The organism is uncultured Flavobacterium sp., assembly GCF_963974175.1.
GTDB lineage: Bacteria > Bacteroidota > Bacteroidia > Flavobacteriales > Flavobacteriaceae > Flavobacterium.
The window spans coordinates 86023-111846 of sequence record NZ_CAXBBR010000008.1 but is presented as its reverse complement, the minus strand read 5'-3'; the positions used below and the strand labels follow the sequence as shown (position 1 = coordinate 111846).

Here is a 25824-nt window from a genome sequence, read left to right as displayed (position 1 = left end):
ATAACCATTCGCTTTATCATATAAAATAGTTATAAATATCAGAACCGTTTTTAAAATTCATTACATTTGGATTTATTTTAATATTACATCATTATGAAAAAATTACATATAGCATTATTGAGTATCACCATTTTGCTTTTAGCAAGTTGTAAGCAAGAAAAGGAAAAACCTAAAGTAATTTATGATGCTACCAATAAAGGAATCTCTAAAGTGGATTCTACTCAGGTAGCCATTTCTGATTTACCTATTCAAATGGAAGGGACTGATTATTTGATTCATCCTGTAGGAGACCTGAGAGTTTATGAAAGAGGAACGAAAGCAAGGTATGGCTCTTCGAGTGTAATTGATTTGAGTTTTACGATTTCTAATTATGGAGAAAATGAGATTACGGGTTATTTGCAAAACTTAAAATTTCAAAAGACCGATTCTGATTCGATACGACCATTAACTAATAAACCGGCTTTAATACAAACGGCCACTTATTTGAAGTCTGTTTCTGATAGAGCCAAAAAACAAATTATGGTGTACACTATGTTTGATACAGATACCAACAGGGATGGGAAATTAGATAGCAGTGATATTAAATGTCTATACTTAAGTGATATTAGCGGCAAACGATTTACAAAAGTGTCAGAGGATTTTCAGGAATTGATTGATTGGAATTTAATAGATTCTAAAAGTCGTTTGTATTTTAGAACGGTTGAAGACACTAATAAAAATGGACAGTTTGACAAGAATGATGTGGTGCAGTACAATTACATTGATCTGTCAAGTAATGAATGGAAAGTAATTAATTACGAGCCAATTTAAAATAGGGGTAAAACACTAAATCAGTATATCGCTCTCTAAATCTGATTTTTCAATAGTAAAATCAAAGCCAAGTTGTTTTACTAAATTGATGACAAGGTCTTTATACCAGTTTTCTGATTTTGGATGGATGTAAATTTTTTCAATCAATTGATCTATGTTCACATTAATTTTAAGTCCATCATTAAGTGAAATGTTGTTGTCGGATACATCAGATAGGATTCGGACTTCACGCTCGTACTGAAAGCTTTTTCGTTTGAATAAAAAAGGGAAAAACATATCGTCAAAAGGGATGTATTCTTTCTTATAATCAATATAATTCACCTCGCCAATATACTGTTTGTAATTGTTTTCAGGAGCTAGTGCGTTTTGCAGTCGACCAATTGTGGATTGTATGGCTAGTCCTTCACTGTTTTGGGTGAATATTTGCCACATAGCAAAGGATTCATATTCATTGATATGCCAACTGCTAATGGCTACCTTTTCACGGTGTATTTTGTAAAATTTTAAAAAATCAGGATTGTCAATCGATAATTTTCTGATTTCTTCAAAAGTAGGTTCGCTAAAAGTACCTTCGTATTGATCCTCAAATTTATCTGAACGTGACATGAAAAGTTTCTGAGACATTAACAGATCCAAAAATTTAGACAAATCCAAATACTTCCAGACGATAGTATCAGGGTCTTCGGGGAGTTTTATATTTTGGTTGTTGAGATACATTCTTTTTGTTTTAAGATTTTAAAACGGAATAATTCATTTTTTTTTCGATGGATAAACCTTTATCAAAAATTTGCAGTCATTATTCAAATGACTGCAAATTTACTAATTTATTATACATTCCGTTTAATGCGATTAATTCGTCATGATTTCCTTGCTCTACAATTTTTCCTTTTTGCATCACGATGATAGTGTCTGCTTTTTGAATGGTTGAAAGACGGTGTGCTATCACAATTGATGTTCTGTTTTGCATCATGTTTTCCAAAGCTACTTGTACAAATTTTTCACTCTCTGTATCCAATGCTGATGTAGCCTCATCCAAAATCATAATTGGAGGGTTTTTCAATACGGCACGAGCGATAGAAAGTCTTTGTTTTTGACCGCCAGAAAGTTTATTACCACTGTCTCCAATGTTAGTGTGAATACCTTTTGGCAACTCATTTACAAATTCATAAGCATTCGCTATTTTCAGCGCCTCAATAATTTCATCGTCAGTAGCATCCAGTTTTCCTATTGAAATGTTCGCTTTTATAGTGTCATTAAATAAGATGCTATCTTGCGTAACCAGTCCCATTAATCCACGAAGCGACTGCAAGTTCATGTCTTGTATGTTAGTTCCGTCAATAGTTATAGTTCCTTCGTTGACGTCATAAAAACGAGTCAATAGATTAGCAATGGTACTTTTTCCGCTTCCGGATTGCCCTACCAGTGCTACGGTTTGTCCTTTTTTAACTTGAAGGGAAAAGTCTTTCAATACGTTCTCATCTTCGTATTTGAAATTGATATTTGAAATTGTGATATCAGACTCAAAAGTATTTTTTACAATAGCATTTTCTTTAGATGTAATTTCGTTTTCCACTTCTAGAACTTCAAAGACACGCTCTGCAGCCGCTAATCCATTTTTCACGGAATACGATGCTTTAGAAATCGCTTTTGCCGGGGTAAGAATGTTAAAAGCCAATGTCAGATAAACAATAAAAGCAGATCCATCTAAGGTTTTTTCGATAAGAACTAAATTACCACCATAGAAAAGTAAAACGGCTATGGTTGTTACTCCCAGAAATTCACTCAATGGAGTTGCTAAATTATTCTTACTTCCTATGCTATTCGTTAAATTTAATAAGCGCGTTACTGAATCATCGAATCTATTTTTGAAATTAGGTTCGGCATTATAGCTTTTGATTACTTTTAATCCCCCTAAAGTTTCGTCGACAATAGAAATCAGGAACCCACTTTCTTTTTGCGCTTCTAGTGATTGTGCTCTAAGATTTTTGGCTAGTTTTGAAATAATCCATCCCGAAATAGGCATAAAAATTAAAACAAATAAAGTCAGTTTTGTACTTATGATAAACATCGTTGCTAATGCAAAAATAATAGTAAGCGGTTCTTTTACAACAAGTTCTAAAATTGAAAAAAATGAATTCTGTACTTCGTTGACATCGCCAAGCATACGCGCCATAATATCTCCTTTTCTTTTTTCAGAATAGTAAGAGATAGGCAATTCTATGATTTTATTATACATTGACTTTCTTAAATCTCTTAAAACACCGTTCTTGAGGTGCATAATATGATGTGATGCCAAATAGTTGAATAAGTTTTTAAGTAAAAATGTAGTAATTACCATCAAAACTACAAATAACAAGGCAACTTGAATGCTGTTGTCTTTTGTTAGTGACGATATTTGAAAATACATATAATCTGTACCAAACTGTTTTATGTCTCCTATTCCCGTGTATACAGGCTTAGTAAGTACTGCTTTTGTTTTACCAAAAAGTACTTCAAGCACAGGAAGAAGGGTAAGCATAGAAATAGTACTAAACAATGCGTATAAAACATTGTAGACTACATTCCAGATGATATGTGACTTATATGGTTTTGTATAAGGAAGTAATTTTAATAAACTTTTATCCATTATTTCAATTGCATTGCAGTAATAATATTTTTAATTTTTTGATCTAAAACAGCTTCTACTTCCTTAAAGTCTGCAACATCATCTAATATCGTATTGACACTGATGTAGAATTTTATTTTTGGTTCCGTTCCACTTGGTCTTGCACAAATTTTAGATCCGTCTTCTGTATAATAGATTAGTACATTCGATTTTGGAATGTCCATTGCGCTTTCTGAACCGTCTAATAAGTTCTTAGCTACAGATGATTGATAATCTTCGACTATAATTACTCTTTGTCCGTTGATTTCTTTTAATGGATTTTCGCGCAAGTCAATCATCATTTGATTTATTTCTTGCAATCCTTCCATTCCTTTTTTAGTAATAGAGACTAAGAATTCTTTGTAAAATCCATTTTCTACATACAGTTGTAGTAACTCTTTGTAAACGGTGCTTCCTTTCGCTTTTGCTTGCGCGGCTACTTCACATATTAATAGGGTAGCGGCAACGGCATCTTTATCGCGCACTGCATCACCTACCATATATCCAAAACTTTCTTCACCACCACCAATGAATTCCTGCTCTGGGAAATCTTTGATCATTTTGGCGATCCATTTGAATCCGGTTAAACCAACTTTACATTCTACATCGTAGTTTGTAGCTAGTTCCATCATCATCGGAGTGGAAACAATCGTTGATCCAACAAATTGGTTTCCATTTATTTTACCTACGTTTTTCCATTTTTCTAATAAAAAAGCAGTCATTAAAATCATGGTTTGATTTCCGTTTAATAAAGTCATTTGACCTTCATTATTTCGAACAGCAATACCTAAACGGTCACAATCAGGATCAGTACCAATAACGATATCAGCATTAGTTTTATCAGCTAAAGCTAACGCCATTGTCAAAGCTTCTGGCTCTTCTGGATTTGGAGATTTTACAGTTGGAAAATCACCGTTTGGAACAGCTTGTTCGGGAACAATATGAACGTTAGTATATCCTGCTTGCGATAAAGTGTCTGGCACTAAAGTTATTGAAGTTCCATGTAATGAAGTAAAAACGACATTTAAGTTCTCTTTCGCTGCAGCGGGAGTGTTAAAACTTGCATTTTCAATAGATGATTTTATGAAAGCAGCATCGACTTCTGCACCTATATAATGAATCAAATTTTCATTAGCTTCAAACTTAATTTGATTGAAGTTCAACTTTTCGATACCATCTATAATAGCTTCGTCTTCTGGAGGAACGATTTGTCCGCCATCTTCCCAGTATACTTTGTATCCGTTATATTCAGGAGGATTATGTGATGCTGTAAGTACAATTCCACATTGACATCCTAAATGTTTAACGGCAAATGATAATTCTGGTGTAGGTCTTAATTCTGAAAATAAAAATACCTCTATACCATTAGCAGAGAAAACATCGGCAACCACTTTTGCTAAAGTATCACTATTGTGACGACAGTCATAAGCGATAGCAGCTTTCAAAGGCTGATTAGGAAAAGCTTTGTGTAGGTAATCAGAAAGTCCTTGCGTACTTTTTCCAAGGGTATATTTATTGATTCTATTGTTTCCTACGCCCATTACGCCACGCATTCCACCAGTTCCAAACTCAAGGTCTTTGTAGAAACTTTCTTCTAGTTCTTTTGGAGAACTAGCTATTAATTCTTTTACTGCTAGCTGTGTTGCTGCGTCAAATGTTGGTGTTAACCATTCGTTCACCGCATTTAAAATGTTTTGTTTAATTTCCATTTCTATATATTTTTAAGTTTTAGTTCAAATTTAGGAGCTAATCCTGCTATCCGTTACAATCTTTTATGCTGAACCCCAGCATAAAAGGATTTCCACTTCTATCAGGGCTAGGGCAAATTATAAATTAACCTCGCTCGAAATTTTATAACGTTCTTCGTTGCTTTTTGTACGTAAAATTATTTCGCCAAGAAATCCTGCCAAAAATAATTGAGTACCTAATACCATTGTGGTTAAGGCAATGAAAAACCAAGGGTTGTCAGTTACTAAGTTATAGCGCATATTAGTGTACATATGATATAATTTTGAAACTCCAATGTACCCCGCCAGTAAAAACCCAATGATGAACATTAGCGATCCCATGGCTCCAAATAAATGCATTGGTCTTTTTCCAAATCGTGAAAGAAACCAAATCGTAATTAGATCTAGGAATCCATTGATGAAACGTTCCATTCCAAATTTGGTTTCCCCATATTTTCTAGCTTGGTGTTGCACTACTTTTTCTCCGATTTTTCCAAAACCAGCATTTTTTGCCAAAACAGGAATGTATCGGTGCATTTCACCCGAAACTTCAATGTTTTTTACCACTATGTTTTTATAGGCTTTTAGCCCACAATTGAAATCATTCAGTTCTACACCAGACGTTTTTCTGGCTGCCCAATTGAATAATTTTGAAGGTAGGTTTTTAGCAACCACAGAATCGTAGCGCTTCTTTTTCCAACCGGAAACTAAATCAAAATTTTGGGAGGTAATCATATTGTATAGACCCGGAATTTCTTCAGGACTATCTTGTAAATCGGCATCCATTGTTATGATGACATCGCCTTTGGCTTTAGCAAAACCAGCATGTAAAGCTTGAGATTTACCAAAGTTTTTCATGAAACGAATTCCTTTTACATTTGGGTTTTCGGCCGCAAATTCTTCGATAATCGACCAGGATCTGTCGGTGCTTCCATCATCTAGAAAGATGATTTCATAGGAATAATTGTTCGACTGCATCACTTTAATAATCCAAGTATAAAGCTCTTTAAGTGATTCTTCCTCGTTAAGAAGGGGTATAAGTATGGATAAATTCATTAATTACAGGCTTTGAGGATTTTCGTTTTTTACAATTGCGCCAACAATTAGCGAATAGATTAATCCCATAAAAGAATACATAGCAATTGTAGCAGGCAAAGCGATTAAGGGGTTCATGAATTTTTTCATCATTTCAATTCCCATTTCCATATCTTTACTTGTGATGTTAGGATTTTGTTTCAGCATATCATCTTTAGAAATGGAAATCATCTCATTTATAAATTCTGGAAATATAAAGTTAAAGACAATATTAAAGACACCATATACTAAAGCCGCTATAAAGGTGATAGAAACTCCTGTTTTTAGACATTCACCAAAAGAGACAAAGCCATTATTTAGATTTTTCTTGTAGTTAGTGCATCCTAAATAGATGAATAGAATAGGTAATACTAAGTAGTTACCGATGTTGACAACTAGTCCAGCACTGGTTCCAACCAAGGATCGCATTCCTATTATGTACATAATAACGAATTCCAGAACCATTATAACACCAAACAATACACCATATACTAGTCCAGACTTAGCTGGGGATACACTTTTTTCCATAGAGACTTTATTTATTAATCCACAAATATAACAATTCCCAATATATTGGGCTACAAAAAACAGTTTTTACGATTTAATAAAAAAAATGAAACAAAGATTTGTTTATTGAAAAATAATTGTAAATTTGCACACTCAAAATAATAGTGTAAAACAAAAAGTTATAATGAGTTTACACCTTTTCTGTCGAAAGAAAAGCTTCAAAACAAGTTATAACCAAACAAATAAAAAAAGATGAAAAAAGGTACGCACCCAGAAAATTACAGATTAGTTGCATTTAAAGACATGTCGAATGAAGACGTTTTTATCACTAAATCTGCTGCGGATACAAGAGAAACAATTACAGTTGATGGTGTTGAATACCCAGTTGTAAAATTAGAGATCTCTAGAACGTCTCACCCTTTTTACACAGGAAAAAACAAACTTATCGATACTGCAGGACGTATTGACAAGTTCAAAACTAAATACGCTAAACACGTTAAATAATTTTAACTTGTTTTTAAATACACTAAAGCCTTCCTTATCGGAAGGCTTTTTTATTTTTATCTATTTGAAAACTTTGTAACTTTGCGCTTTATTTAAAAACAAATTAATGTACGGTCAAGTCGAGACTTGATTCTTCACAAATAAACATTTTATGAATTACATACTTTTTGACGGACCCGCCCGAAATGCCTTATTGCCTTTTACTTTTACGCGGCCAGTAGCTGATATTCTTATTGGGATTATGACGATTCGTCAAAAATGGGAGATGCATTTGGGTTCTACGACCACTACATTAACGGAGGAATATTTATCAGATAAATATCCTATGGTTGAGTTAGAAGAGAATGTGATGATTAATGCTTCTTTTCTTCCTAATGCTGTTCTAGCTGAAATGATTAGTAATCTTGAGGCTAATCAGGTTATTTTTAGAGGAGAAGATGTTGTTGCGTTTTATACTGATGAAAATCAGGAGGAAGTGAATTTTGATTCCTATGAAATTATTGAGTACAATGAGGACTGCATTACGGTGATGCATACTTGGGATATTTTCTCAAAAAATGATGCTGCTATACGGGAAGATTTTGAATTTTTAACTGCGGATAGAAAATCAAAGCCAATTCCGAAAAGTGTCAATGTACTTGGACATGAAAATATCTTCATCGAAGAAGGTGCTAAGTTAGAGTTTGTGACTTTAAACGCTACTTCAGGGCCTATTTATATAGGGAAAGATACTGAAATTATGGAGGGTTCTGTAATTCGTGGGCCGTTTGCATTGTGTGAAGGCGCTGTGGTTAAAATGGCAGCTAAAATATATGGCGCAACTACTGTAGGTCCTCATTCCAGAATAGGTGGAGAGGTAAATAATTCGGTCATTTCAGCTTATTCTAATAAAGGACATGATGGGTTTTTAGGAAATTCGGTACTTGGCGAATGGTGTAACATTGGCGCAGACAGTAATAACTCTAACCTGAAAAACAATTACGAAGAAGTGAAATTGTGGAGTTATGAAACTGAAGGTTTTGCTAAAACAGGACTGCAGTTTTGTGGTTTGATGATGGGAGATCACAGTAAGTGTGGAATTAATACCATGTTCAATACAGGAACTGTAATAGGGGTTAGTGCGAATATTTTTGGCAGTGGCTTTCCACGTAATTTTGTTCCGAGTTTTTCTTGGGGTGGTGCTTCTGGTTTTTCTACATACATTACTAAAAAAGCATTTGAAACGGCAAGAATCGTAATGAGTCGCAGGAATGTAGATTTTGATGAGAAAGAAGCTGCTATTTTAGAGCATGTTTTTGAGGAAAGTAAAAAATGGAGAAAAGAGTAATTACTTTGATAGATTGAAAAATATTGTAAATGCTTCATTATCTTGTAATGAAGCATTTTTTTGTTGTGGTTACGGTTGGTTTTTGATAATTGTTTTAATATTGTAAATAATTACTGTTAAAAAACAGGTTTTTGTTTAAAAACGACTCTTTTTATTAGCTCTTGATTTTTAGTTAAATAATCAGTTTTTGTGATTTTATATAGCTGTTCGTTAGTTTTTTTTACTGATATGTTATAGTTTTATAAAAAAAAAGTCGCAAAACGTTGGTTTTGCTATTTTTTTGATAATTATTAATGTAAAATATATTTATGGAAGAGATTATTGGAGTATTAAATGATATTGTTTGGAGTAATGCTTTAATCGTTTTGTGTTTAGGAACGGGGCTTTATTTTTCTATACGAACACGTTTTTTGCAAGTGCGTCATATCAAAGAGATGTTCCGATTGTTATTTGATGGTAAAAGTTCTGAGTCTGGAGTTTCTTCTTTTCAGGCATTATCAATGTCTCTAGCAGGTAGAGTGGGTACAGGTAATATTGCAGGGGTCGCTACGGCGATTGCTTTTGGAGGACCTGGAGCTTTATTCTGGATGTGGATGGTTGCTTTTTTAGGGGCAAGCACCGCTTTCGTAGAAGCAACTTTGGCACAAATATATAAAGAGAAACATTTAGGTGAATTCCGTGGTGGACCTGCTTTTTATATTGAAAGAGGATTAGGTGTAAAATGGTTTGGTATCTTGTTTGCGATAGTTTCTATTATATCAGCAGGTGTATTGCTACCAGGAGTTCAAGCTAATTCTGTTGCAGACGGAATACAGAATGCATTCGAAATTGAGACTTGGAAATCAGGAGTAGTGGTAGCGTTAATATTTGGTGCTATTGTATTTGGAGGTGTAAAAAGAATCGCCAAATTTACTGAATTCGTTGTTCCTATAATGGCTATAGGTTACATTTTGATAGTATTAGTGATTATTGCGATTGATATCGATCAACTTCCAGGGGTTATTGCCTTAGTTTTTAAAAGTGCTTTTAATATGGAAGCTGGTTTTGGAGCTGTTTTTGGATTAGCGATTCAGTGGGGTGTAAAAAGAGGGATTTATTCGAATGAAGCAGGTCAGGGTACAGCACCACATATTGCAGCTGCAGCGAATGTTTCGCATCCTACCAAACAAGGTTTAGTACAATCATTCTCGGTTTATATCGATACTTTATTAGTTTGCTCGGCTACTGGATTTATGTTGCTGATTACTGGTAAATACAATGTTCAAAATCCTGTGTTAGGAGCCGATGGTGCTACGCAGTTTTTATATCAGGGAGCAGAAAATGTTTCTGCTGGTCCTGGCTTTACACAAAGTGCGATGGATAGTGTTTTTCCTGGTTTTGGTTCTTACTTTGTTGCGATTGCATTATTTTTCTTCGCATTTACAACGATTTTGGCTTATTACTATATTGCAGAAACAAACATCGCTTATTTGACAAGGAATTTGAATTCTCCTATTTACAGTCATTTGCTTAAAGTATTGATGATGGTAGTTATTATGTATGGTTCTATTAATCAGGCAAAATTAGCTTGGAATATCGGAGATTTAGGAGTAGGATTAATGGCTTGGTTTAATATTATAGCTATTATTCTGCTGCAAAAGCCGGCATTGTTGGCCTTGAAGGATTACGAAAAACAACGAAAGGCGGGCAAAGACCCTGTATTTAATCCAGAGGATATTGGTGTTTCAAATGCCCATATATGGAATACGATAAATAAAAATAAAGAAGAGTAGTTTATATTTTGCTACTGCCTTTAAAAGCTTCTAGAGATCAGATTTTATTCTGTTTCTAGAAGCTTTTATTTTATTGCAAACAAACTACTTAATTAATCTATCTTTGCACTTTTTAAAACAAATCGGTTTTCAATTTAACGAATAACCGAATCTACAAATTTACAATTCAATGATTACAGTTAACGATATTTCAGTACAGTTTGGTGGAACCACCCTTTTTAGCGACGTCTCTTTTGCTATTAATGAAAATGATAAGATTGCCTTAATGGGTAAAAATGGAGCGGGTAAATCAACGCTTCTTAAGATTATTGCTGGGCAAAGCAAACCGTCAACAGGGAATATTTCTGCGCCAAAAGAGGCTGTAGTGGCTTATTTGCCTCAGCATTTGTTGACTACTGACGGAGCTACTGTTATGGAGGAAACTTCTAAAGCATTTGGTGAAATTTTCGGTATGAAAGCGGAGATAGATGAGATTAATGAGCAATTGACGATTCGTACGGATTATGAAAGTGATGCTTATATGAAGTTGATTGAGCGCGTTTCTGATTTAAGCGAGAAGTTTTATGCCATTGAAGAAGTAAATTATGAAGCTGAAGTAGAGAAAATACTAATTGGTTTGGGTTTTGTTCGTGAGGACTTTACAAGACAAACTTCTGAATTTTCAGGAGGTTGGAGAATGCGAATTGAGTTGGCTAAAATTCTTTTGCAAAAACCAGATTTGATTTTATTGGATGAGCCGACGAATCACATGGATATTGAAAGTATTCAATGGTTAGAAGACTTCTTGATTAATTCGGCGAAAGCAGTTGTTGTAATTTCGCATGATAGAGCCTTTGTTGATAATATTACAAATCGTACTATAGAAGTTACTATGGGACGTATTTATGATTATAAAGCCAAATACTCTCATTATTTAGAATTGCGTAAAGACAGACGTATTCATCAGCAAAAAGCATATGATGAACAACAACGTATGATTTCAGATAATAGAACTTTTATTGATCGTTTTAAAGGAACGTTTTCTAAAACTGATGCTGTTCAGTCACGTGTTAAGATGTTAGAAAAGTTGGTTATAGTACAGGTGGATGAAGTAGATACGTCTGCATTGAAATTAAAGTTTCCTGCAGCCGTTCGTTCGGGACAATATCCTGTAATTGTAAAAGACTTGTCAAAAGCATATGGAGATCATGTGGTTTTCAAGGATGCTAATATTGTTATTGAAAGAGGTGAGAAAGTAGCTTTTGTTGGAAAAAATGGTGAAGGTAAATCGACTATGATTAAAGCCATCATGAAAGAAATTGGTATTGATGCAGGAAGTCTTGAGATTGGTCATAATGCGCAAATTGGTTATTTTGCTCAAAATCAAGCCTCTTTATTAAATGAGAACGCTACTATTTTTGAAACTATTGATGATATTGCAGTAGGAGATGTTAGAACTAAAATAAAGGATATTTTAGGAGCTTTCATGTTTCACGGAGATGATGTGACTAAAAAAGTAAAAGTCCTTTCAGGAGGAGAGAAAACACGTTTAGCAATGATTAAATTATTGTTGGAACCGGTTAACTTGTTGATTCTGGATGAACCTTCAAATCACTTGGATATGAAGACTAAAGACATCATTAAAGATGCGCTACGTGATTTTGATGGGACTTTGATCTTGGTTTCTCACGACAGGGATTTCCTTGACGGACTAGCGACAAAGGTTTTTGAATTTGGAAATAAAAGAGTAGTAGAGCATTTTGAAGATATTACGGGATTCTTGGCAAATAAGAAAATGGAGAGCATGAGAGAAATAGAAAAATAATTTTTTATATAATTATAAAAAAGGCATAAGTTAATTCTTGTGCCTTTTTGTGTTATACTAGACATTAGTAAAAAAAAAAGCGGCTGAACATACTAAATGTTACAGCCGCTTTTTTTTAAAGTCTAATTCCTGGGGGAAGTAGTTCTTTGTAAATAGGGTTTTTTTTAAAAAAAACCACGATTTTTGGAAGTATGGGAACTACTTTTAATTTTCGTTCAATGGCAATGGCCATTATTTCAGATAGTAACTGAGAAACAAACTCTTCGTTGTCAAATTCGTCTGGAGTATTTATTTTTGTCAAAAATATCTTTTTTTCTTGAAAAGAATATTCAACTGAAACTAACCCTTCCTCTACTGTAGTTTCAAATTGTCTTGCGAAAGTATTGTCTTTGATTTCCATGATAATAGATTGTTCCATATTGTTTTTTTTAATTATTTGTGACCGGACTAATATTCGCCCAATTTTATTATTGAAGATTCATTGGTGTTTTTGCCAATAGTAGTATTTTAATTTTAGTGTTGGTTTTATTTCAAATTAAATATATCCATGATTATCTATTGCTATTATAATACGCTTGTACCATTTGTTCACTACAACTAAGAAAACAGATAATCGCCCTTCTTCAGGAAGTCAACATTGTGTGTTAGGGTTGTGTTATTTTCGAAAATTTGCAGATAAATAAAAGGGTTTTGTTAGTGAACCTATATTATGTTTCTAGTATTTTTTTTAGTGAGGCAACCTTTACAAAGGTATTGAATTGATTATCAGTATCAAATCATTTTAACGTCTATGTTGGAGGCGCTCTTCTCTTTGTCAGTAAACAATAGTCGTTGCAAGGTTGTTGCACGTTATTTTTTTTTATACAGCTACAGTTTCGTTTAGGTATTCATGGAATGGATGGTCTATCTCTGTTCAATTTCATCTTCGGTTGTGAAGTGTCGGTGTTTTAATCCATACTCGAGCCAAAGGACAATAATTTTCGACGGGAAAGTAGAAAATGACTCTATAGCTGCTGCGACCACAGTTTTAGATTTGTAAAGTGGAACAGTCATAATTTAATGCTAATATAAAGGTAGATTCGAAGTTGGTTTCAATAAAAAAATTAATTTTATAAGAAATTTGTAATAATTAGATGGCAATCTGTTGTAAAATATCGAAGCACAATTATGAGTAAAATACCAGTTTATTTTATGCCTGGATTAGCGGCCAGTGCTGCTATTTTTGAGAGAATACAACTTCCGGAAGCTGATTTTGAAATACATCTTCTAGAGTGGGAGATTCCGTTGGTTAAGGAATCTTTGGACGATTATGCCAAGAGAATTGCTCTGAAAATCAAAAAGGAAAATCCTGTTTTGATTGGCGTTTCATTTGGAGGTATTTTGGTTCAAGAAATGGCAAAACATATCGATGCGAGAAAGGTAATTATCATCTCGAGTGTAAAAAGTAATTTGGAATTCCCCCGAAGAATGAAAATTGCTAAGACTACCAAAGCTTACAAACTCATTCCGATGAGTTTGATATTGAATTTGGAGAATTTAGCCAAGTTTTCCTTTGGTGCAAAGATTAATCATCGATTGAAATTATATGAAAAATTTCTGTCGGTCCGTGATATCGGTTATTTAGAATGGGCTGTAGAGAAAGTGATTCTTTGGGATCGAACAGTCGTTGACGAAAGTGTAATCCATATTCATGGCGATATGGATGATGTTTTTCCAATAAAGTATATCAAAGAATGTACTGTGGTAGAGGGAGGAACTCACATTATGATTTTGAATAAATACAGGTGGTTTAACGCTAATTTGGGCGCTATTATTTTGGGAACAAATACAACTGTGGACTGATTGTTGCTGCCTGATATACATGCTAAAAATGAGAAAAATGAAAAGAATAGAAAGAATAAGTATCCTCCTTACGGTAGTTTTTGCAAGCGGTCTATTGATTTTTGCAACTACATATGAGTCGAAGGACAAGCTGGGTAAAGAAAAAGAATATGTATCACCCTATTTTCCGGTTACGGCTAATTTTGCTGGGGAAACTACACCATTGAAAATTTCGGATGTCAAAGAACGCTTGGATCGGGAATTGATCGTAAACATAAATCTTTATGCCTCTACTATTTTAGCGATAAAAAGAGCAAACCGTGCTTTTCCTGTTATTGAACCCATTCTTAAGAAAAATGGTATTCCCGATGATTTTAAGTATCTAGCAGTGATAGAAAGTGGTTTAGTCAATGCAGTATCTGGTGCTGGTGCTAGAGGGGTATGGCAGTTTATGCCGGAAACAGCTAAGGAAAGAGGAATGGAAGTGAACGAGATTGTTGATGAACGCTATGATTTAGAAAAATCAACACAGGCAGCTTGTAGTTATTTTTTGATTGCTAAAGCAAAATTTGGTACTTGGACTTTAGCTGCTGCTTCTTATAATGGCGGAATGGGAGGAGTTAACAAGCAAATGGAGATCCAAAAAGAATCTAATTACTATGATTTGTTGCTTACCGAAGAAACATCTCGTTACGTATTCCGAATTTTGGCACTGAAAGAAATTATGAAAAATCCTGATAAATTTGGTTTCTCTTTAAAAGATGAAGAATTGTATGCGATATTGCCAACCAAAAAAATCGCTGTAGACACTACGATTAATGACTTAGCTGATTTTGCGAAAGCGCAGGGGATAAACTATAAGATTTTGAAAATTCATAATCCATGGCTCAGAGATAAAAAATTAGAGAATCCAACGAATAAAAAATATACAATTGAAATTCCATTGAGTGGATATTAAGTCAAAACGGTCTGAATATTACCAAAGGACAAGATCTTTTAGAATCTTTTGCTTTTAGATTGTATAAAAAAACGCAGCTTCGCAATTACTATTTTTCAATAGACCTGCGAAGCTGCGTTTTTTAATGCTTTTTATTTGCTGATGAAAGTATAATAAAAAAGGGCAAATAATTTTATTTGCCCTTTTTTGAATTATATTTTTTTCATCTGACCTTTCATCATGGTGATCTGTTCTTTCAGCATACCTTGTTTGTCTAGTCTTTTTGCTTCGTTTAGAAGGTTAGTCGCTTCTAGCTTTCTTCTTCTTGACATCGCAACTCCCGCTAGATTTAATTTGGCAACAGCCAAATCCATATCCATAGACAATCCTAATTCGATTGCTTTCTTGAAATATTTCTCTGCTTGATTGATGTTAGTTTGCGAAAGCATGATTCCATGTAGGTAATTGAAGTACCCTTGTTGTTTTCTTACTAAGGCTGTTTCTGGATTCTTAATGAAAGACAGCCATTTTTTTGCTCCTTCAAAATCCTGTTTTCTTAGTTTTAAAAATGCTAAAAGGATGAATTCGTTTTTGAAATAAAGGAAAATTGGAATAGCAGTCAATAATATAAGGAAAATTCCATTGCCGATATTGTTTTCAGTAAATTGCCAAATGCCAGTAATTACGAGAAGTCCGGCGATAATAAGTTTAATATTCTTGTGAAACATAGTAAGTTTGTTTTATGAACGCAAATATAGTAAAATGAATTGAAAATATTTTTACAAAACTACTTGTGAGAAAAAAAAGTCTTTGTATATTTGCACTCGGTTTTAGGGTAACAGATACTCAAAAACGAGAAGACATATAAATAAGATTTTAAAGATACAAAGCAATGAGCAAAAGAACGTTTCAACCATCGAAAAGAAAAAGAAGAAATAAGCACGGATTCATGGACAGAATGGAGACTCCGAATGGAAGAAAAGTTCTTGCTAGAAGAAGAGCTAAAGGAAGACATAAATTGACTGTTTCTTGCGAACCAAGACACAAAAAATAATGTTTGTATAAACATAAATAAGGCGTTACTTTTTTTAGTATCGCCTTTTTTTATACCTTGTCGTTAAATTATTATTTTTTTTAGAAGCATATCCTGATTTTTGTAACAATTAAAAGCGCTATTTAGCTGATTTACAGTAAAAAGGATTAGAGAAGAACTACAACAATAACTACACATAATTTTAGTAAAATGCCGAAAGATACTTCCATAAAATCAGTCTTAATTATAGGTTCAGGACCTATTGTTATTGGTCAAGCATGTGAATTTGATTATGCAGGATCACAATCAGCTCGTTCTATCCGTGAGGAAGGAATTGAGGTTATCTTGATAAATTCGAATCCAGCAACGATTATGACCGACCCATCCATGGCCGATCATATTTATTTGAAACCCCTAACGACTAAGTCGATCATTGAAATTCTAAAAGCGCATCCTCAAATCGATGCCGTTTTACCTACTATGGGTGGACAAACGGCTTTGAACTTGTGTTTAGAAGCCGATGAAAAGGGAATTTGGCAGGATTTCGGAGTAAGAATGATAGGTGTTGATGTAAACGCCATTAATATTACTGAGGACAGAGAGCAGTTTAAACAATTACTTAAGAAAATTGGAGTACCATCTGCACCTGCAGAAATATGTACTTCTTACCTTAGAGGTAAAGAGATTGCACAGGAATTTGGTTTCCCATTAGTAATTCGCCCTTCTTTTACTTTAGGTGGAACTGGAGCGGCTATCGTGTATAAAAAAGAAGATTTTGATGAACTTTTAACCAGAGGTTTAGAAGCGTCACCTATTCATGAGGTGTTGATTGATAAAGCTTTAATGGGGTGGAAAGAATATGAGTTGGAGCTTTTGAGAGATAAAAATGACAATGTTGTGATTATCTGTTCGATCGAAAATATGGATCCTATGGGAATTCATACAGGAGACTCTATTACGGTGGCGCCAGCGATGACGTTATCTGATCCAACTTTCCAAAGAATGCGTGATTATGCAATTTTGATGATGCGTAGTATCGGAAATTTTGCTGGAGGTTGTAACGTGCAGTTTGCCGTTTCTCCTGACGAAAAAGAAGATATCGTAGCAATTGAAATTAACCCTCGTGTGTCTCGTTCTTCGGCATTAGCGTCTAAAGCAACTGGATACCCTATTGCAAAGATTGCTTCAAAATTAGCTTTGGGATACAACTTAGATGAATTGCAAAACCAAATTACCAAATCTACTTCGGCTTTGTTCGAACCGACTTTAGATTATGTAATTGTAAAAATTCCACGTTGGAACTTTGATAAATTCGAAGGAGCTGACAGGACTTTAGGACTTCAAATGAAATCGGTTGGTGAAGTAATGGGAATTGGACGTTCGTTCCAAGAAGCCTTGCATAAAGCTACTCAATCATTAGAAATAAAAAGAAATGGTCTAGGTGCTGACGGAAAAGGCTATACAAACTACGAACAAATTATCGAGAAACTGACTTTTGCAAGTTGGGATCGTGTTTTCGTGATCTACGATGCAATAGCCATGGGAATTCCTTTGAGCCGTATCCATGAAATCACTAAAATCGATATGTGGTTCTTGAAACAATACGAAGAGCTTTATACCTTAGAGAAAGAGATTTCCACTTATAAAGTAGATACTTTGCCAAAAGAATTATTGCTAGAAGCGAAACAAAAAGGTTTTGCTGACAGACAAATTGCACACATGGTAGGTTGTCTTGAAAGTCAAGTGCACACTTTGAGAATGACAATGAATGTCAATCGTGTGTTCAAATTAGTAGATACTTGTGCAGCAGAGTTTAAAGCAAAGACACCTTATTACTACTCAACTTTTGAAGCCGAAATAGAAAAGGCGGACGGAACACGTTATGTAGATAACGAAAGTGTTGTTACTGATAAAAAGAAAATAATTGTTCTTGGGTCAGGCCCAAATAGAATTGGACAAGGAATCGAATTTGATTATTCTTGTGTACACGGAGTATTGGCTGCTCAAGAATGTGGTTATGAAACTATCATGATCAACTGTAATCCAGAAACAGTTTCAACTGATTTTGATACAGCTGATAAATTGTACTTCGAACCAGTTTTCTGGGAACATATCTACGATATTATCCAACATGAGAAACCAGAAGGTGTAATTGTACAGCTAGGTGGACAAACAGCTTTGAAATTAGCAGAGAAATTATCTAAATACGGCATAAAAATTATAGGAACTAGCTTTGATGCTTTGGATTTAGCCGAAGACAGAGGTCGTTTCTCTGAATTATTGACGGAATTGGAAATTCCTTTCCCTCAATTTGGAATTGCAGAGACTGCTGATGAAGCTTCTGCTCTTGCAGATGTATTAGACTTTCCATTATTGATTCGTCCTTCTTATGTATTGGGTGGTCAAGGAATGAAAATTGTAATCAACAAGCAGGAACTAGAAGAGCATGTTGTTAATTTATTGAAAACAATTCCAGGGAACAAATTGCTTTTAGACCACTATCTTGATGGTGCGATTGAAGCAGAAGCAGATGCAATTTGCGACGGAGAAAATGTGTATATCATAGGAATTATGGAGCACATTGAACCTTGCGGAGTACACTCTGGAGATAGTAATGCAACTTTACCTCCTTTTAATTTAGGTGAATTTGTGATGCAACAAATAAAAGACCATACTAAGAAAATAGCACTAGGTTTAAGAACCGTAGGTTTAATCAACATACAGTTTGCAATAAAAGACGATATTGTTTATATTATTGAAGCTAATCCTAGAGCGTCACGTACAGTTCCGTTTATTGCAAAAGCATACGGAGAACCTTATGTAAACTACGCTACGAAAGTAATGTTAGGACATAATAAAGTGACTGACTTTACTTTCAACCCACAGTTGAAAGGATTTGCCATCAAACAACCAGTTTTCTCTTTCAGCAAGTTCCACAATGTAAACAAAGCATTAGGACCAGAGATGAAGTCAACAGGAGAAAGCATCTTGTTTATTGACGACTTAAAAGACGACCAATTCTACGAATTGTACTCTAGAAGAAAAATGTACTTGAGCAAATAAGCTTGAATTTGTTAAATGTAAAAAGCCCCGTTTGGGGCTTTTTTTGTAGGGTTAAAGTCAATTTGCAGGTATACTCGAGCGAGTTACTGTCATAACAACTGCGATTTTATAGGTAATTTAAGTTATTCTATTTTAAATTCTAGGTGCGTTTTAATTTTTATTTTCTTCAGTTTATCGATTAATCCCTTTATAGTTTTAGCTGAATAAATAAGGATAAAACATTCTGCCGCATTCTTTGTGTCTACTATTAAATAGTTTCCGCCACCAATTCTAGATGTAGATCGTCTAGATGTAATCTGTACAATTTCTTTTTCAGAGTGTTTTTTATTTTGCTTAAAAAGCAACATTGGTCGTTTAACAATTAAAGAATCAGAATAGAGATGAAATGATTTGAGAGTGTAAGAGATATTTTGTATTAATTAAATTTGTGCTATTTTAACTAAAGATAATGAAAAGAGTTTTTGTTTATTGCGAACTTATTTACTTATGCATGAGGTGTATATCTCTGTTGTTTAATGGTTTTTTGTTCTTGGATTTCCTATAGTCTTACATTTGTAAACCTAGTTAAATTAGGTAGATCCAGAATATAAGTCTTACTTAGTAGCAGATTTTAAGTCAATGAAGATTATTTCGTAAGCTTCACAGGCAATAAACAAAGTGCAGACAAACATTCTAACAAAACGACTTCTAGTGAAAACAACAATCCTTGCCTTATTTCTTTTCTGTAGCGTTATGGTTCAATCTCAAACTTTAAAAGGAGGTATTCGAATCCAGAAAACTCAGGAAATGTATTGGGAAAATGGTGTATCTGCACAATATTCCTTTGCTAATTTCAAACCCAATCAATTTTTTATTGGCTTTGATTATGTTACTTCCAGATTTGGTTCTGCCTATAATTCGAATGCAATAAAGCAAGATAATTATCTGATTTCAGGAAGTTGGTTATTCAATAAAAACAAACCGTATCATTTTGTGACCCGACTAAATGTGGGTTATTTTTATTCTGACTTGGAGAGTGATATCTTTAAAGATGTTCCTAATACTTCTTTTCTTTTTTCGCCAGAAGTTGGTTTCACCTATGACTTTAAGAAACTGCCTATATCATTAAACATGGGATCAGGCTTTTACATCATTACGGCAAAAGAGGGTTATTCACCTGGAACTTTGCAACCGCTTTATTTTCATTTTGATATGTATTACACTTTTTTTAAAAATAAAAAATAATGAAGAAGTTAAATTTAACGTTAATAATTGCACTTGCAGCCATAATTAATTCTTGCAGTGGTCCTGTAATAACGGATGATTTATTAGATGGTAATGTTGTTTTTGATCCATCATTATATAATCCTGAGCAATATTTGGTATCAGCAAAATACCCTAATCCAACTCCTGCGGATTTAAGTAAGCCCATTATACTTGCAATTCATGGCTACTCGGCGACCACTTTTGAATGGGATGAATTTAGAGATTATTCTGTTAATGCAAACTACAGAATTTCGCAAGTTTTATTGGGAGGACACGGAAGAGACTATCAAACATTTAAGGCTTCAAACTGGCAGGATTGGAGATCTTCCATTACTGAAGAATATGAAAAATTAATTGCACTTGGATACACTAATATAAGTATGGCTGGCTCTTCAACAGGGGGAACTTTGCTTTTGGAATTAGTGAGTTCGGGTTATTTTAATACGCATCTGCATCCTAAGAATCTTTTTTTGGTTGATCCAATTGTGGTTGCTTCCAGTAAACTGCAATCCATTGTAGGTATCATTGGTCCTATGATAGTATATGTTGAGTCAGATCAAACTGCAGTAGAGAATAAATATTGGTATCGATTTAGACCTCAGGAAACAATTAATCAGTTGAATGATGTGATGCAAGTAGTACGCAATGATTTAGAAAGAGGAGTGAAGCTGCCGTCAGGAACTTATTTAAAAGAATTTAATTCCTTGCATGATCCAGTGGCTAGCGCAACAAGTTCAGTGTTAATATATAAAGGATTAAAAACTAGTTTAGGAGCAAATATTGATGTACAAATAATGGATTCTGATATTCATGTATTTACAAGATTGAGCTTACGTGCTGATGTTACGTCATTGCAACAGGCAAATCAATTAGACGCTTTTACGCAAATTGCAAATAAATTAAATTAGTCTAAAAAACCCATCTGACTGTAATAAAGAAAATAGGATCAAAGTTCTTGTAGTCGTATATTATAATAACCTTTATTCTGCCACTCGAATTCTCATGTGTTCATGAGGAATGCCTACTTCCACAAACGGTTCATCATAGATTTCGAACCCTAAATTCAAATAAAAGGGAACGGCATTGTCTCGCGCATGGCAAACCACTTCTTTAATTCCGTTAGCATTACAAAAAGACAGTAATTCCTTTACTAATAATTTCCCGATGCCTTTCCCTTGCTGATCGGTTTCAACGGCCATTTGCATGAGTTGCGTTTTGGTTTTTTCAGGGTTTAATGGATTCAATACCACACATCCAATGACAGCGTCACTTTCAACTGCCACAAAATGCCAGGCTTTTTGATCGTGCATTTCCCAAGCATGATCTGGAATACCAATGGGGCGAAGTAATATACGGTTTCTTAGATCTTGTTCTAGTGGGTAGAGTGAATTTGTGGTATTTATTAAGTGTATGGAAATCATGATTTATTCGTTATTCATCCTTTGACTGTAACTAAAATTAAGATTTATTTAGTTCCGCCTCCATTTGAGTTATGTTTTTGATATATTGGTTTTCTGTTTTTGACCATTTCTTAGTTTCAATTTTCCAAATATTAAATTGAGTTTTGTCTTTATTTTTGAAATATTCGAATGCTAAATTATAGGCTGTTTCTTGTATGAAATTGGTCTCCTTACAGTATTTGACCATGACATCATAGGTGGCGATTACTTTATCAATTTGTTCTAATTTGGTATAGGTATAAGCTAATTCTTTATAGGTGTAACAATCCATAGGATTGTTAGCAATTGCTTTTTTCAGACTTTTTTCAGCTTTATCATAAAAACCGATCGCATTATACGAAAAAGCCAATTCAGTTTGTAAGCCTTTAAAATTTGGATCTATTTTTTCTGCTTTTTCTAAGAAAGTCAATGCTTTTTCAATTTCATTCCAGCCATTGTACATAAAACCCCAGCGATACAATCTGTAGACAGAACCTTCATCAGCTTTGTAAACTGCAAGCCATTCCGGAAATTTTTGAATATTAAGGTCACTAAATTTTTCTTCAGGTAGTACTGCAATTGCAATTTTATTGGGTTGCAATCGAATTTTTACAAATGCAACATCCTTCTTTTTATCTGTGTCAACTTTGTAAAAACTACCTTTTTCATCAATTTTGAACCCTCCTTCGTAGTGAAGTGTTAAACCTGCTTGAGCGTCGATGTAAATAAAGCCATAATGATAAATACTGTCTTTATCCATTTGATACGCTATCCATTTGTCTTCACATTGAAGATTAGTTTTGTCAAATGATAGACTTTTCTGTGCGTTTAAATGAGTTGATAGTAATACTAGTAGGAGTAAAAAGTATTTCATGTTGTATTGATTTTGAGTACTGCTTAGGCTATTTTTTTTGGTTTGTTTTCAATGTGTTGCAAACTAGCCATTATTTACAGTATCCGGATTTATAACAGCATCGTTTTTCTTGCCAAATATTTTCTTGAATCCTTTTACGACCACCAATGCTGTGATTCCGCCAACTAGTCCCGCAATGATTTCTCCTACTATCGAAGGGAGGTTTTGTAGTAAATGATGCAACGGTTCAATATTGTGCATGAATATTCCGCCTGCTACCAGAATCAATGCGATTGTTCCTATAAAGGCAAGGCTTTTTATCACTATGGGTAGTAATTGTATCAATCCGTTACCGATTAATTTTGAGGTTTTGCTTTTGTGAGCTGTTAGTCGGATTCCTAAGTCGTCCATTCTAACAATTGCAGCTACAATTCCGTAGACTCCTACGGTGGCTAAAACCGCCACAAAAGTAACTACCATAATTTGAGTCGAAATAGGTTTTCCTAAAACACTACCCAAGGCAATAATCACGATTTCTACTGATAATATAAAGTCAGTTATTATGGCTGCTTTTATTTTTCCTTTTTCGAGCGTTAGTACTTCTTCTTCGCTAAGGGTCGTGGTTTCAATTGTAGTAACTGCATGTTCATGAGGAACTATGTATTCGTATATTTTTTCAGCACCTTCATATGCAAGATAAATAGCACCTAATATAAGTACGACTGTAATTAACCAAGGTACAAAATAGCTTAATAGAAAAGCCAGCGGTAGGATGATTAATTTGTTCAAAAATGAGCCTTTTGTTATGGCCCACAACACGGGGATTTCTCTAGAGGAAACAAATCCTGATGCCTTTTCAGCATTAACAGCCAAATCATCACCTAATATTCCTGCTGTTTTTTTAGTTGCTATTTTACTCATCACCACAACGTCATCCATAAGTGCTGCAATATCGTCCAGCAGTGCAAAAATTCCTGATGCCATAATCTACTATTTGTTTAGTTTTTCTTTAAAAAAATCAATTGTTCGTGTCCATGATAATGTAGCTGCAGCTTCATCATATCTGGGCGTTGTGTTGTTGTGAAAGCCATGATTGACTCCAGGATATGTATATGCGGTATTTTCTACTTTATTCTTTTTGAGAATGGTTTCATAGGCAGGCCAACCTTCATTTACTCGGCTGTCTAAACCTGCATAGTGCAGTAATAGCGAAGCTTTTATTTGCGCGGCTTCTTCGGCGGTGGGCTGCCCACCGTAATAGGGCACTGCTGCCGCTAAAGTTGGAATTTTAACCGCCATCATATTGGCAATCCAACCTCCAAAACAAAACCCTACAACACCTACTTGACCATTACAATCTTTATGGGATTTGAGATAGTTATAAGCTGCAATGAAGTCTTCAAGCATCTCTTCACGTGTGCGTTTTTTTTGTAATTCTCTTCCGTCGTCGTCATTTCCAGGATAACCGCCTAACGGGGATAAAGCATCGGGTGCCAAAGTGATGAACCCTTCTATGGCAGCTCTTCGGCCTACATCTTCGATATAAGGATTGAGTCCGCGGTTCTCGTGTACTACGATTATTCCGGGCAGTTTTTTTTTCGTTTGGATTGACTGAGATAAAAGTGCCTTGATTTTCCCTCCACCTTTCGGGGATTCGTATGTGATGTATTCCGATTTTAACCTTGGATCACCAGGTTTAATCAAAATGGAATCCAAATAATTAGGCGTCATAAAGCTAAGTAGGGAAGGTACAGTAAGAGCTCCTACCGCAAACAAGGATAATTTTTCAACGAACCTTCTTCTGTCAATTTTGTTATGGGCGTAGTCATCGTATAGGTCAAATACTTCCTGACTAATATCTTCTTTGGTTAGTTTTTGCATGGTCATAGCTTTTGTTAAAGGTACACTTTTGTTTCAATCAATAGAATACACAAATGTCTTCAAGTCCTTTTCTTTGTAAATCAGGAACCCAACATTTTTCGGCAGGATAACCCACGGGAATCAATAAAAAAGGTTTTTCATTTTCTGATCGGCCCAGGGTTTTGGTCAAGAAATTCATTGGACTAGGAGTATGGGTTAAAGAAACCAAGCCAGCATTATGTATTGCTGCCAATAAAAATCCAGCGGCTATGCCTACACTTTCTTGAACATAATAGTTATTTTTCTTCTTGCCGTCAACACCAAATTCATAAATACGTCTAAAAACGATGATAAGGTAAGGAGCGGTTTCTAGAAAAGGCTTTCGCCAATCTGTTCCTAATGGTTTTAAATCTTCCAGCCAATCACTAGACATGCGGGATTCATAACTTTGTAGTTCTTCCTCTTCGGCAGCGATACGGATTTGTTTTTTAATTTCGGGATTTTCGATCACACAAAAAGTCCAAGGCTGCTTGTGCGCGCCAGAAGGAGCGGTAGAAGCTGTCTTTATAATGTTTTCAATTACTTCGCGAGGAACTGGTCTATCTGAAAATTCTCGTGCCGAACGTCTGCTGTCCATAGCTTCATAAAAAGAACGAGAACGTTCAAGCATTTCTTCGGCAGAAAGAATGGGTTTGCTGTAGCGGATATATGGATGGTCTTCAATTAATTTTTTATCGGGCATTTTGAATGTTTTTTTTCCTAATGTCAAATATAAAAAAAATTATGAGTCTATCGCCCAGATGTACTATTCAAGTGGCTGTTTCTGTTATTACCAAAAAAAAATCCCTCAATGGGGATTTTGGTAGCGTTGTGGCTTAATGATATTCCTTTTTATGGACCAAATGTTTTTTATACCACGTAATTGCTAAATCAGCCACTTCTGAGAGTTTTCCTGGCTCTTCGAATAGATGGGTTGCTCCGGTAACAACTTTCATTTCTTTTGTGCAATGCAATTCGTCATATGCCGTTTTGTTGATTTCGATTACAGGCATATCATCGCCGCCGACAATTAGTAATGTTGGAGCTGTCACTTGGTGAAGGGCGCTTAAAGCTAAATCAGGTCTGCCGCCGCGAGTGACTACCGCTTTGATAGTGTCACCAAAATAGGCCGCTGCCCGCAATGCCGAAGCCGCTCCCGTACTAGCTCCAAAATAACCTATGGGTAGGCTCTTCGCTTCATTATAATTCATAAGCCATTCCGTAGTTTCAATCAATCGGCTAACCAATAGGTCAATGTTAAATCGATTTTCGTAAACGCTGTCTTCCTCCACTGTCAGCAAATCAAATAGTAAGGTGCCTATTTTTTGTTTTTGAATGAGTTCAGCCACCATCCTGTTTCTGGTG

24 protein-coding genes are annotated in these 25824 nt (G+C 34.8%); 11 read left to right on the top strand and 13 right to left on the bottom strand.

All coding sequences use genetic code 11. The features are described from left to right. The first annotated feature begins 93 nt into the window (after window positions 1-93). Window positions 94-810: a hypothetical protein gene (locus AAC069_RS13225; protein ID WP_339920932.1), complete on the top strand. Its 717-nt coding sequence runs from the start codon at window positions 94-96 to the stop codon at window positions 808-810. A gap of 15 nt (window positions 811-825) precedes the next feature. Here the strand turns inward: AAC069_RS13225 and AAC069_RS13220 are convergent, their stop codons facing one another. The 5 genes from AAC069_RS13220 to AAC069_RS13200 form a co-directional block, all read right to left on the bottom strand. After that, the gene (locus AAC069_RS13220; RefSeq protein WP_339920931.1) at window positions 826-1527 is read right to left on the bottom strand and encodes a hypothetical protein; all 702 of its coding nucleotides are present in this window, start codon (window positions 1525-1527) and stop codon (window positions 826-828) included. Between the two features lie 79 nt (window positions 1528-1606). Then, window positions 1607-3436, bottom strand: a complete 1830-nt coding sequence (locus AAC069_RS13215; protein WP_339920930.1) for an ABC transporter transmembrane domain-containing protein — start codon at window positions 3434-3436, stop codon at window positions 1607-1609. Beyond that, entirely contained in the window at window positions 3436-5163 is a 1728-nt protein-coding gene (locus AAC069_RS13210; RefSeq protein WP_339920929.1) for a phospho-sugar mutase, read from the bottom strand. The genes AAC069_RS13215 and AAC069_RS13210 overlap by 1 nt, the downstream gene beginning before the upstream one ends. A 117-nt stretch (window positions 5164-5280) precedes the next feature. Beyond that, complete coding sequence (locus AAC069_RS13205) at window positions 5281-6237, bottom strand: glycosyltransferase family 2 protein (protein WP_339920928.1); 957 nt, start codon at window positions 6235-6237, stop codon at window positions 5281-5283. A gap of 3 nt (window positions 6238-6240) precedes the next feature. Then, complete coding sequence (locus AAC069_RS13200; protein ID WP_339920927.1) at window positions 6241-6783, bottom strand: DUF4199 domain-containing protein; 543 nt, start codon at window positions 6781-6783, stop codon at window positions 6241-6243. Window positions 6784-7014: 231 nt separating this feature from the next. Between AAC069_RS13200 and AAC069_RS13195 the strand changes: the two genes are divergently transcribed. The 4 genes from AAC069_RS13195 to AAC069_RS13180 all read left to right on the top strand — a co-directional run bounded on the left by AAC069_RS13195 (window position 7015) and on the right by AAC069_RS13180 (window position 12169). Further along, window positions 7015-7266: a type B 50S ribosomal protein L31 gene (locus AAC069_RS13195; protein ID WP_074723506.1), complete on the top strand. Its 252-nt coding sequence runs from the start codon at window positions 7015-7017 to the stop codon at window positions 7264-7266. A 151-nt stretch (window positions 7267-7417) separates the two neighbouring features. Next, window positions 7418-8593: a GlmU family protein gene (locus tag AAC069_RS13190; RefSeq protein ID WP_339920926.1), complete on the top strand. Its 1176-nt coding sequence runs from the start codon at window positions 7418-7420 to the stop codon at window positions 8591-8593. A 308-nt stretch (window positions 8594-8901) separates the two neighbouring features. Further along, a complete protein-coding gene (locus tag AAC069_RS13185; protein WP_339920925.1) occupies window positions 8902-10365 on the top strand; it encodes an alanine/glycine:cation symporter family protein in 1464 nt (487 codons plus the stop codon). 169 nt (window positions 10366-10534) lie between these two features. Next, window positions 10535-12169 (top strand): ABC-F family ATP-binding cassette domain-containing protein, encoded by a 1635-nt coding sequence (locus AAC069_RS13180; protein WP_339920924.1) that lies wholly within the window; start codon window positions 10535-10537, stop codon window positions 12167-12169. A gap of 115 nt (window positions 12170-12284) precedes the next feature. Here AAC069_RS13180 and AAC069_RS13175 read toward each other — a convergent pair whose 3' ends face one another. Continuing rightward, the gene (locus tag AAC069_RS13175) at window positions 12285-12569 is read right to left on the bottom strand and encodes an N-acetyltransferase (protein ID WP_091092755.1); all 285 of its coding nucleotides are present in this window, start codon (window positions 12567-12569) and stop codon (window positions 12285-12287) included. Between the two features lie 767 nt (window positions 12570-13336). Between AAC069_RS13175 and AAC069_RS13170 the strand changes: the two genes are divergently transcribed. Next, window positions 13337-14011 (top strand): alpha/beta hydrolase, encoded by a 675-nt coding sequence (locus AAC069_RS13170; RefSeq protein WP_339920923.1) that lies wholly within the window; start codon window positions 13337-13339, stop codon window positions 14009-14011. 37 nt (window positions 14012-14048) lie between these two features. Further along, entirely contained in the window at window positions 14049-14948 is a 900-nt protein-coding gene (locus tag AAC069_RS13165) for a lytic transglycosylase domain-containing protein (RefSeq protein ID WP_339920922.1), read from the top strand. Window positions 14949-15139: 191 nt separating this feature from the next. Here the strand turns inward: AAC069_RS13165 and AAC069_RS13160 are convergent, their stop codons facing one another. Further along, window positions 15140-15655: a DUF2892 domain-containing protein gene (locus tag AAC069_RS13160; protein WP_339920921.1), complete on the bottom strand. Its 516-nt coding sequence runs from the start codon at window positions 15653-15655 to the stop codon at window positions 15140-15142. Window positions 15656-15819: 164 nt separating this feature from the next. Between AAC069_RS13160 and rpmH the strand changes: the two genes are divergently transcribed. From rpmH to AAC069_RS13140, 4 genes are all read left to right on the top strand, one after another. Next, the gene (gene rpmH / locus AAC069_RS13155; protein ID WP_074723512.1) at window positions 15820-15981 is read left to right on the top strand and encodes a 50S ribosomal protein L34; all 162 of its coding nucleotides are present in this window, start codon (window positions 15820-15822) and stop codon (window positions 15979-15981) included. 189 nt (window positions 15982-16170) lie between these two features. Beyond that, entirely contained in the window at window positions 16171-19023 is a 2853-nt protein-coding gene (gene carB, locus AAC069_RS13150; protein WP_339920920.1) for a carbamoyl-phosphate synthase large subunit, read from the top strand. 690 nt (window positions 19024-19713) lie between these two features. Continuing rightward, on the top strand, window positions 19714-20247 hold the full coding sequence (locus tag AAC069_RS13145; protein WP_339920919.1) for a hypothetical protein: 534 nt from the start codon (window positions 19714-19716) through the stop codon (window positions 20245-20247). Next, window positions 20247-21176 (top strand): hypothetical protein, encoded by a 930-nt coding sequence (locus AAC069_RS13140; RefSeq protein ID WP_339920918.1) that lies wholly within the window; start codon window positions 20247-20249, stop codon window positions 21174-21176. The genes AAC069_RS13145 and AAC069_RS13140 overlap by 1 nt, the downstream gene beginning before the upstream one ends. Before the next feature lie 72 nt (window positions 21177-21248). Here the strand turns inward: AAC069_RS13140 and AAC069_RS13135 are convergent, their stop codons facing one another. From AAC069_RS13135 to AAC069_RS13110, 6 genes are all read right to left on the bottom strand, one after another. Beyond that, window positions 21249-21689 (bottom strand): GNAT family N-acetyltransferase, encoded by a 441-nt coding sequence (locus AAC069_RS13135; RefSeq protein WP_339920917.1) that lies wholly within the window; start codon window positions 21687-21689, stop codon window positions 21249-21251. Window positions 21690-21726: 37 nt separating this feature from the next. Continuing rightward, the gene (locus AAC069_RS13130) at window positions 21727-22581 is read right to left on the bottom strand and encodes a hypothetical protein (protein WP_339920916.1); all 855 of its coding nucleotides are present in this window, start codon (window positions 22579-22581) and stop codon (window positions 21727-21729) included. Between the two features lie 63 nt (window positions 22582-22644). After that, on the bottom strand, window positions 22645-23544 hold the full coding sequence (locus tag AAC069_RS13125) for a DUF808 domain-containing protein (protein WP_339920915.1): 900 nt from the start codon (window positions 23542-23544) through the stop codon (window positions 22645-22647). 6 nt (window positions 23545-23550) lie between these two features. Continuing rightward, window positions 23551-24441 (bottom strand): dienelactone hydrolase family protein, encoded by an 891-nt coding sequence (locus AAC069_RS13120; RefSeq protein WP_339920913.1) that lies wholly within the window; start codon window positions 24439-24441, stop codon window positions 23551-23553. Window positions 24442-24478: 37 nt separating this feature from the next. Further along, window positions 24479-25162 (bottom strand): nitroreductase family protein, encoded by a 684-nt coding sequence (locus tag AAC069_RS13115; RefSeq protein ID WP_339920912.1) that lies wholly within the window; start codon window positions 25160-25162, stop codon window positions 24479-24481. 133 nt (window positions 25163-25295) lie between these two features. Continuing rightward, a complete protein-coding gene (locus AAC069_RS13110; RefSeq protein WP_339920911.1) occupies window positions 25296-25811 on the bottom strand; it encodes a dienelactone hydrolase family protein in 516 nt (171 codons plus the stop codon). Window positions 25812-25824 lie beyond the last annotated feature (13 nt).